The sequence below is a fragment of the Candidatus Clavichlamydia salmonicola genome (assembly GCF_015356765.1).
In the GTDB taxonomy this organism is placed as follows: domain Bacteria; phylum Chlamydiota; class Chlamydiia; order Chlamydiales; family Chlamydiaceae; genus Clavichlamydia; species Clavichlamydia salmonicola.
This window is the reverse complement of sequence record NZ_WTCQ01000014.1, coordinates 1-10,446: the sequence shown is the minus strand read 5'-3', so window position 1 is coordinate 10,446 and position 10,446 is coordinate 1. Positions and strand designations below refer to the sequence as shown.

At 29.2% G+C, this 10,446-nt stretch carries 4 protein-coding genes; all 4 read left to right on the top strand.

Annotated features, from left to right (window positions below; all coding sequences use genetic code 11):
* Positions 1 to 2,304 (top strand): hypothetical protein (locus tag CLAVI_RS05335; protein WP_194844564.1); only part of this gene is annotated, 2,304 nt, incomplete at its 5' end.
* Positions 2,305 to 2,581: 277 nt separating this feature from the next.
* The gene (locus CLAVI_RS05330; protein ID WP_194844563.1) at positions 2,582 to 5,539 is read left to right on the top strand and encodes a hypothetical protein; all 2,958 of its coding nucleotides are present in this window, start codon (positions 2,582 to 2,584) and stop codon (positions 5,537 to 5,539) included.
* A 199-nt stretch (positions 5,540 to 5,738) separates the two neighbouring features.
* The gene (locus tag CLAVI_RS05325) at positions 5,739 to 9,197 is read left to right on the top strand and encodes a hypothetical protein (protein WP_194844562.1); all 3,459 of its coding nucleotides are present in this window, start codon (positions 5,739 to 5,741) and stop codon (positions 9,195 to 9,197) included.
* Between the two features lie 233 nt (positions 9,198 to 9,430).
* Positions 9,431 to 10,446: hypothetical protein (locus tag CLAVI_RS05320; RefSeq protein WP_194844561.1), on the top strand; the 1,016-nt coding region annotated here is incomplete at its 3' end.

Genomic DNA, 10,446 nt, shown 5'->3' with positions numbered 1-10,446 from the left:
TTTCCAATAAATATCTCTACGATCTCTGATAATGACTATTCATCATCTTCATTAATGACAGCTACAACGTCTCCTTCTGTCCAAGTAAATTTTCCAATAAATATCTCTACGATCTCTGATAATGACTATTCATCATCTTCATTAATGACAGCTACAACGTCTCCTTCTGTCCAAGTAAATTTTCCAATAAATATCTCTACGATCTCTGATAATGACTATTCATCATCTTCATTAATGACAGCTACAACGTCTCCTTCTGTCCAAGCAAATTCTCCAATAGATATCTCTACGATCTCTGATAATGACTATTCATCATCTTCATTAATAACAGAACTATCTCTTCAAGAAAATTTTTTTATTAAGGTGTCTTTTTCCAAAAAAAAATGCATGCAAATATCTCAGCTTCTTACTAAAAAATATCCTCGATGGAATAAATTTATTCAACTTTCTGAAAAATGTCTTGTATCTGCCACTAGCTATAATTGCCTTACAAACATCAAAGAAATAAAAATTAAAAAAAGCACAGAGCCTATAGAATTATTCAAAATTCTTTATCTAACTGTCTCTAATAATTATCTTTTATATAAGTCAACAGGAAGGTTAAAAAATAATTATGAAGAAAAGCTTGTAAATCTACTCGAAAAAATAAATATAGAATTTTGTCAGGTCAATAAAGAAAAGCTAGAAGCTAAACAACACTCTTCAGTCCTACTTGATCTCATTAATACTGCTATAGGAAAAGATATTCCCTTCTTTTATGAAAACAAAATTATTAGCCCCCAATACCATATATCTTTAAAACAACATCAAAAGAAAAATTTAGTTTGTATAGAGATCCATGATTGTTTTGCTTATACTCCTAGTGAATTTTTACGCAGTAAAGCTCACTACCAAAAAAGAACAACAGAATTTATAAAAAAAATATTATCTCTACCTACTATCAATATTTCAGCTAAAAATATTTTTAATATTCAAAATCAGGATAATGTAGCTACTATTTCTTTGATTCCTCACTTTTATTTATTAATGCAATACAATAAAAAAGTGGCAAACCAATATATTGAAAAAAAGTATACATCTTGCTGTCACTATAAAAAAATGCAGACAAACATTGCAGATAGTTTAAAAGTCCTTAGCCACTTTGCACACACTCATAGCATCCCTCTTTCTGATGAAGAGCTTGATACAACTACCAATCCTCTTTTTCAAACACAAGCATCAGTAATTCCAAGAAAACTCTTATTCTTGTTTCCAATATTTTCTATTCGTTCTTATAACCTTATGAAAAATTTTAATTACAAATTTTATTATAGTGTCAAAAAAGCTTCAAATATACCAGAACAAAAACACTCTGCAGCTAGATCATTAAAGCATTCTATTAACATCGCTTACAAACTACTATCTGAACCTGCAAAAAAAATTTCTTTTTATACAGATCCAGCAGATGAAAATGTCTTTACCCCTATTAGAACAAAAGCAGCACTTGTAGAATCTTTATATTCAGGATTTTTAGAAAATTGGTTCTATTATAAAAAAAATCAAGACACATTATTATCATCTACAAAAAGAAAACCTATATTTAGTGAATTAGAAACCCTTCTTAACACTTTAAAATCTAAAGCTGCTGAATTATCTATACCACTACCTGTAATAACTGAATCTGTTATTCTTAATGATTTAGCAAAACAGATTAATAAAAGCTTAAAAGAAGAACCCATTCAACAAAAAAATGATCTAGAAATAACTGTTAAGAGTGTGGAAAAACCTATTTATTTAATTCCTATATTTTCTCTGAAAATTACTAAAGCTGTTTCACGCTCAACCATTACATCACAAGCCTATACCTACTATCTTTCTTATGCCCTTAATACTGATTCTATGAGTAGATGTCATGGTTATGCTCATGCTCGTGATACATTTAAAAAAACATCTCAAAATATTAAACAATTATGCCAGGAAGATTCTATAGTGCAATCTATCTATACTTCCATTACCTATAACAGCCATGATAGACACTATCATACCAAAACAAAATTTTTGTTAAAGGTACTTGAAAGATTCGAAGATGCTCTATCATTCTTAGGCCAGTATTACCCAATATTACTAGAAACGACTAAGACATATCATCCAAAAGAAGATTTTGAAAATAATATTGCTTTAATAAAGAAAACACTCACTAAATTGGGTGAAAAACTCCCTCAATCACCCCCTCCTTCTAAACTAAAAAAAATATTATTAAAAGGGATTAAGAAACACAAAACAACAATTCCTCGCTTAAATGAGATTGTATTAGATAAAGAATAAATAAAGCCTACATAACATTTATTTTTTATATGAAACTTGATTCTAGCGCTAAGAATAACCTTAACATATATTTTTCCTATGACTATTTCAAAATAGTCTCCTTTTCATAATGCAAATAATCCTTTTTTTTCCTCATCCATATTACATAAAATACTTTAGAAAAATATCATTACCTTCCTTCCATCCAGTCTGCCTAGATTAGAAGAGCTTGTATAATATAAGTAATTTTATAATATTTTTATGAAAAAAAAGATGTATTAATTAATATTGTATTTTTATGCCCTATCTTACCTTAAATTACTATCAACTCAGTACTCAACAAGAGCCTATGGCTTTTATTGTAGAAGAAACTTGTTTAGACCTTAATGATGAAAAAATTGAAGCATTAAACCTATTAATCAAAGATATTCTTGATAAACATTTACCCTGTGCTCTTGTTCCCCCCTCATTTCATTTAGATCCAAGCCTTCATAATAATACGCTGAAAATTTTACAAGATGTGACTTTTCCCTTACTCAATAACTTCTATGCCCATAAAATAAATCCTAAAGTAACCACATCGTTAAATCGATTATCTAACACTATAAATTTATGTGTATTTGGTGCTGATTCTTCTAAATTCTTACAGCCTGTCCCCAGTATCTCAAATATTTTAAAAAAAAAACCTCTTCAACACTATTCAAAATCAAATACTCACATAACACAAAAATCAAAATTACCATTACAAGAAATATCTTTTGCAAAAATTCCAAGAATTGAAATAGAGGAAGATAAAACAGCATTATCATCTCCTCAGCAAGATCGGAAAGACATTTGCTACCCTTTTCCCAGCGATGACGAGTTCACCAAAAAGATCTTAGAAAATTATACATTTCCTGAATTAACTCTTTCTTTTCAAGATTTTTCAAAAGATATTATGTTTACCCAAAAGGAAATTCAAAATTATTTTCCAGATCAACATGAGCTGTCTTTATCCTTAGAAAGCACAAAAAAAATTACTTCCTCTACACAAACTCTAAACTCTAAAATAAGCAAAGGTAAGAAAAAGAAAAATCCAACAATCTTTTCTCCTCCGCAAGAAAGATCTCTAATAATAGATATCTCTGATAATCATTCATCATCATTAACAACAGAACTATCTTTCTTTCAAGATTTAAAAGGTATTTGCTCCTCTTTTTCAAATAATGACAAGTTTTCTAAAGAGCTCTTAGAAAATTATACTCTTTCTAAATTACCACCTGTAGATCAAGATGCTATAACTGATCTAGAAAAAATCGCTTCTACCACCTTGTCTTGCCCTTATATTAAAATATTTTCTACAAAAAATACGTTTATAATAGCTAGAAAAGACACCTCTGATCTCTGTGGTAGTTTAGAGTATCTATATGAAGGGATACGTCATGTCCTAGATCAACAGATCTATATTTTTGAATCATCAAGCTTTCCATCAAAAGCTCATGCTCATCAACAAACTGTATCACGACTTTTATCTTTACTTGCTAACAATGTTTCTCTTCTTGATTTAATTGTTAATCAAAAAGATCGCTCTGCATGTACTAAAGAACATTTTTCTCTTACTAATGATCTTAAAAATTCGCTTGCTTTCTGCTTAGAAAGTACAGAAGAAATTACTTCTTCTATACAAACTGTAAGCGCTCAAATAAGCACAGATTCAGCAAATTGTTCTCCTATTCAAGAAATATCTTCAATAATAAATGTCTCTGCTCATGATAATTTACTAGCTCCATTAAAAAAAGAATTCTCCCTTAAAGAAGATGTTTTTCTTAAATTATTTTTTTCAAAAAAAAACCGCATAAAAATATCTCGACATGTTGCTAAACAATATCCCCGGTGGGATAGATTTATTCAGCTGTCCAACGAATGTATTACATCTGCAACTAGCTATATTTGCGTTGCAAATATTAAAGAAATAAAAATTAAAGAAAGTAAAGAAAAACGAGAAATATTAAAAATTCTTTATTTAATCATCTCTCATAATTATCTTCTATATAAGGCAACAGGAAGGTTAAAAGAGAGGTATGAACAACAATTGGTAGATCTACTGAATCAAATAAATAAGAGATTTTGTAAGATAAATCAAGAAGATGTGCAACCCAAAATGCACTCTTCAGTCCTACTTAATCTTGTTAATAATGCTACAGGAAAAAATATTCCTCTTTTTTTGAAAAAAAAAATTTTTAGCCCTCAATATCATATATCTTTAAAAAACAGATCAAAGAAAAATTTAATTTGTATAGAGATTCCTAATTGCTCTGCTCACACTTCTAATGAATTTTTACGCAGTAAAGCTCACTACCAAAAAAAAACAACACAATGTATAAAAAAAATATTAACTCTACCTATTATCAATATTTTTGCTAATAACATTTTGAATATAAAAGATGAAGAAAATGTATCTACGACTTCTTTTATTCCTAATTTATATTTATTAATACAGTGCAACAAGCAAGCATTAGAAAAATTTCTTAACGAAAACTATAGCTCTACCTCTTACTATCAACAAATGAAATCAAGCATTCAAGATAGTTTAATACTCCTTAACAGCTTTGCCAAGACTCATCATATTCTGCTTTCTGATGTAAAACTTCATAAAATTAATAACCCTCTTTGTGAAATACAGCCATCAATAACGCAAGAAATAATCTCTTTCTTTTTTCCAATATTTTATATTCGTTCTTATAACTTTATGAACGTTGTTCATTATAAAATTTATTACATTATCAAAAAATCTTCAAATGTATCTGAACAAAAACACTACGTAGCTGCATCATTAATTCATTCTATTAACGCCTCTCACAAACTACTCTCTGATCCTATAACAAAGATTTCCTTTTACCCAAATCCAGCAGATGACAATTTCTTTGTTCCTATTAGAACAAAAACAGCACTTGTGCAATCCTTATACTCAGGATTTCTAGAAAACTTTTTCTATTATAAAAAAAATCAAGCCACATTATTATCATCTTCAAAAAGAAAAACTGTACTTAATGCATTAGAAAACCTTTTAGAAGTTTTAAAAACTAAAGCTTCTGAATTATCAATACCACTCCCTATAATGACAGAATCTGTTATTCTTACAAATTTATCGAAACAAATTGATAAAAGCTTGATAGAATCTGCTATTCTTACAAATGCATCGAAACAAATTGATAAAAGCTTGACTCATAAAAGCTTACAAAAACAACCTCCTGAACCTAGTAATACCTCTAGCTAAAAGTAAATCAACACCACTTTCACAAGGTATTTTTACTAACAAAAGCCATTTGAGCCATTCATGTATATTAAAAAAATGGTTCAGGAAAAAGTAAATATAACCCTCTCAAGCAGCCAAAATTAGACAAACTTGCATAATACAATTAATTTTATAATATTTTTCTAAAGCAAAAAAATGGTTTAATTAATATTGTATTTTTATGCCTTATCTTACCTTAAATTATTTTCAAATCAGTTCTCAAAAAGAGCCTACAGCCTTTGTTGTAGAAGAAAGTTGTGTAGATCTTAATGAGGAAAAGATTGAAACATTAAACCTCTTGCTTAAAGATATTCTGAATAAACATTTACCTTGTGCGTTTGTTCCTTCCTCATTTCATTTAAATCCAAGCCTTCATAATAATACGCTTACAATTTTACAAGATGTGACTTTGTCCTTACTAAATAGCTTCTACAACAATCAAATAAGCCCAAATATAAGCACATCCTTAAATCGATTAGCCAATACTATAAATTTATGCTTATTAGGTGCGGATTTTTCTAAATTCTTACAACAAATACCCCGTGTTTCAAATATTTTAAGAGAAAAATCTACTCAAAACTATTCAACATCAAATACCATTACAAAAAAAAGATCTCAATTACCATTGCCAGAAGTATCTTTAACAAAAATTCCAAAAATAGACATGGATGAAGATGTAGTGACATCATCTCATCTAGAAGATTTAGAAGGCATTTGTTCCCCTTTTTCAAGTGATGATGAGTTCACTAAAGAGATCTTAAAAAATTATACACTTCCTGAATTAACCCTTGACATTTCAGATATTCTAACTAATCTAGAAAACACCCCTTCTACACCTACTTTAAGCTATAAAATCAGCAGAAGTAAAAAAAAGAACGACACAACAGATTCTTCTCCTATCCAAGAAAGATTTCCAATAATAGATCTCTTTGACAATGATGATTTAGCCTCTCCATTAACAAGCAAATTATCTCTCCTAAAAGATGTAACAGACATTTGTTCACCTTTTTCAAGTGATGACGAGTTCACTAAAGAGATGTTAAAAAATTATATACTTCCTGAAGTACCCTTTGATCCTCAAGATATTCTAACTGCTCTAGAAAAACCGCCTTCTACCCCTGTTTCTTGCCCTTTCATTGAAATACTTTCTGAAAAAAATACATTTATAGTAACTCGCAAACAAACCTCTGATATCTGTACAAGTTTAGAGTATCTATATGAAGGGATACGTCATGTCCTAAATCAACAGATCTATATTTTTGATTCATCAAGCTTTCTGTCAAAAGCCCATGCTCATCAACAAACTTTATCACAACTGTTATCTTTACTTGATGATAATGTTTCTCTTCTTGATTTAATTGTTAATCAAAAAGATCTTGCTGCATGCACAGAAGAGCATCTTTCTCTTACTAAAGATCTTCAAGATTCTTTAAAAAACACTGAATGCATTCAAACGGAAATACAAAATTCTGTTCCAGATTTAGATCTATTGTCTGTATGCTTAAACAATCCCAAAGAAATTTCTTCTCCTATACCATCTGTAACCTCTAAAATAAGCAAAGGGAAAAAAAAGAAAGATAGAAAAACCTCTGCTCCTGCCCAACAAATATCTTCAATAATAAATGTCCCTAGTGCTGCTGATGACCCTGGACTGCGTTTATTAAACACAGAACTATCTCTTCAAGAAAACTTCTTTATTAAATTATTTTTTTCAAAAAAAAAATGCCTACACCTATCGCGACTTGTTGCTAAAAAATATCCTCGTTATGATAGATTTATTCAGACTGCGGAAGAGTGTGTTAAATCTGCAACTAGCTATTCCTGCCATTCAAATATTAAAGAAATCAAAGTTAAAATTAGTAAAGAACCTCGAGAACTATTAAAAATTCTTTACTTAACCATCTTTCATAATTATATTTTATATAAGTCCATAGGAAGGTTAAAAAAGAATTATGAACAAAAATTTGTAAATCTACTAGATCAACTAAATACAAAATTTTGTAAGCTAAATAAAAAACAAATACAAGCTAAAAAGCACTCTTCAGTCCTACTTAATCTCGTTAATTCTACTGTAAAAAGAGATCTACCTCTCTCTTTTAATAGAAAAATTTACAGTCCCCAATACCATATATCTTTAAGAAAACGACCAAAGAAAGATTTAATTTATATAGAAACTCCTGATTGCTCTGGTCATACTTCTGGTGAATTTTTACGAAATAAAACTCTCTACCAAATAAGAACCACTCAATTTATAAAAAAAATATTAACATTACCTACTATCAATATTTATACTAAAAATATTTTGCATATAAAAGATCAAGACAATGTATCTACGATTTCTTTTGTTCCTGACTTATATTTATTAATGCAGTACAACAAGCAGGCAATAGAAAAATATTTGAAAAAAAATTATGAATCAAACGCTTACTATCAACAAATACAATCAAGTATTGAAGATAGTTTAACAGTTCTTAGCAGCTTTGCAAAGACTCATAATATTCTTCTTTCTGATGAAGAACTTCTTAAAGCTAATAACCCTCTTTTCCAAATACAGCCATCAAGACTTCAAAAAAAAATCTTATTATTTTTTCCAATATTTCATATTCGTTCTTATAATATTATGAAAACTGTTCATTACAAACTTCATTACAGTATCAAGAAATCTTCAAATTTATATGAACAAAAAAACTCTTTATATAAATCATTACATCATTCTATTAAATCCTCCTATAAACTACTCGCTAAGCCAGCAGAAAAAATTTCCTTTTATCCAAATCCAGCCAATGCAAATCTCTTTGTTCCTGTTAGGACAAAAGCAACACTTGTCCAATCCTTATACTCAGGGTTTCGAGAGAACTGGTTATATTATAAAAAAAATCAAAGCACATTCTCATCATCTTCAAAAAGAAAAGATGTACTTGATACATTAGAGGCCCTTCTAGACTTTTTAAAATCTACAGCTTCTACATTATCAATAGAACTACCTGTAATAACTGAGTCCGTTATTCTTCCAAATCTAGTCAAACAAACTAATGAAAATTTACAAGCACAATCTTTAAAAAAAAACATTGAAATGTTTAAAAAACCTGCCTATTTAATTCCTTTATTTTCTATGAAAATTATTAACGCCCCCTCTCGTTCTACCCCTACTTCAAAAGGCTTGACCTATCGCCTTTCTTATAGCCTTAATAACAATTCTGTTAGTAGATGTCATGGTTATGCTCATGCTCGTGATTCATTCAAAAAAACATCTAAGAGTATTCAAAAATTATGCAATGAGCCTTGTACAGATAAATTTTTATTTATTGTTAGTATCCAAAATACAGATTATAAAGAGATTTTGTTAAGAGAAAAATTTTTGTTAAAGACACTTCAAGGATTAGAAGATTCTCTATCATTCTTAAGCAAGTATTACCCTGTATTACTAGAAATGACTAAGAAATATAACCCAAAAGAAGATTTTGAACATAATATTGCCCTAGTAAAGAAAACACTCACTGAATTGGGAGAACAGATACCTCAATCATCCCCTCCTTCTATGCTAAAAAAACTATTATTAGAAGGAATAAAAAAATACAAAACAACAATTCCTTCCTTAAATGACATTTCATTCAATGAAAAAGAAATTAAACCTATATAACATTTATTTTTATATGCACCTTTATTCTAGAACAAGATCTTGAACCTGGCCCTAGTAACCTATACCTAGAAGAAAATCTAGATCTCTCTTACAAGGTAGTATTATTACTAAGCAAAGACCCTCCTGAACCATTCACTTATATTAAAAAAAATGCAACCTATAAATAATTTTAATTTAACTTAAATTACAACGAATGTTTATTATTCTTCTTTTTAAAAAAAATATTTAGTTGAATGCCTTACTTCACTCTCAAATACTCTAGTTCTTCTCACGTCAGTACACCCACCTTTACTGTCGAAGAGGTTCAAGAAAATCTAAACGCTGATAAAATTCAAGACTTAAGTCTATTAATACAAAAAATCATAGAACAACATCTATACTGTACCTCTGTTCCTCCTTCTTTTTCATTAGACCCACTTGTACACAATAATACTTTGATAATTATTCAAGATGTACTTTTTCCTATAGTAAATCAATGTAATAAAACAATTATAAACCCTGAAATACGCACATCAATAAATACATTGATCTCTTTAATAAATTTATGCTTTTTTAATTCTAATGTAACAGAATTTCAACAACCACTACCCTTTGTATCAAAATCCAGTTCAACCCCCAAAAAAATAATACCTACCAATTCCTTATCAGCACCTATCATAACCAAAAGACCTTACACCTTCACACAAGATCTCCACCCTGTAAAACAAGCTCGCATTGATACTGAAACAGCATTTGCAACACAATTCTCTTCACCCTCATATCTAGAAGAAGAATTTCTTTCTTTAGACAATGATGCATCTACCACTATGTCTAAAGAAAATTATCCCCTGCCAGTTTTAAACCTAAGTAATGAAGATTTTTTACCTCCCAAAGATCTTATCACTAAAAATAAATCTCTAAAATATCGAGAAAATTTTCCTTCTACATCCTATTCCAGTCCACATCATCTAGAAGAAAACTTTCTTTCTTTAGACAACGATTTACTTGCATCAATATCTACAGAAAATTATCAACTCCCAGTTTTAGACCTAAGTAATGAAAATTTTTTACCTCACAAAGATCTTAATACTACAGACCAATCTGTAATAAATAGTGAAAACTTCCCTTCTACATCCTCTTCAAGCCAACATTTAGAAGAAAACTTTCTTTCTTTAGACAACGATTTACTTGCATCAATATCTACAGAAAATTATCAACTCCCAGTTTTAGACCTAAGTAATAAAAATTTTTTACCTCACAAAGATCTTAA

Bases quoted from the DNA above. Each gene is read 5' to 3' on its own strand.
- CLAVI_RS05330 (WP_194844563.1), top strand. From the start codon at position 2,582: ATGCCCTATCTTACCTTAAATTACTATCAACTCAGTACTCAACAAGAG.
- CLAVI_RS05325 (WP_194844562.1), top strand. From the start codon at position 5,739: ATGCCTTATCTTACCTTAAATTATTTTCAAATCAGTTCTCAAAAAGAG.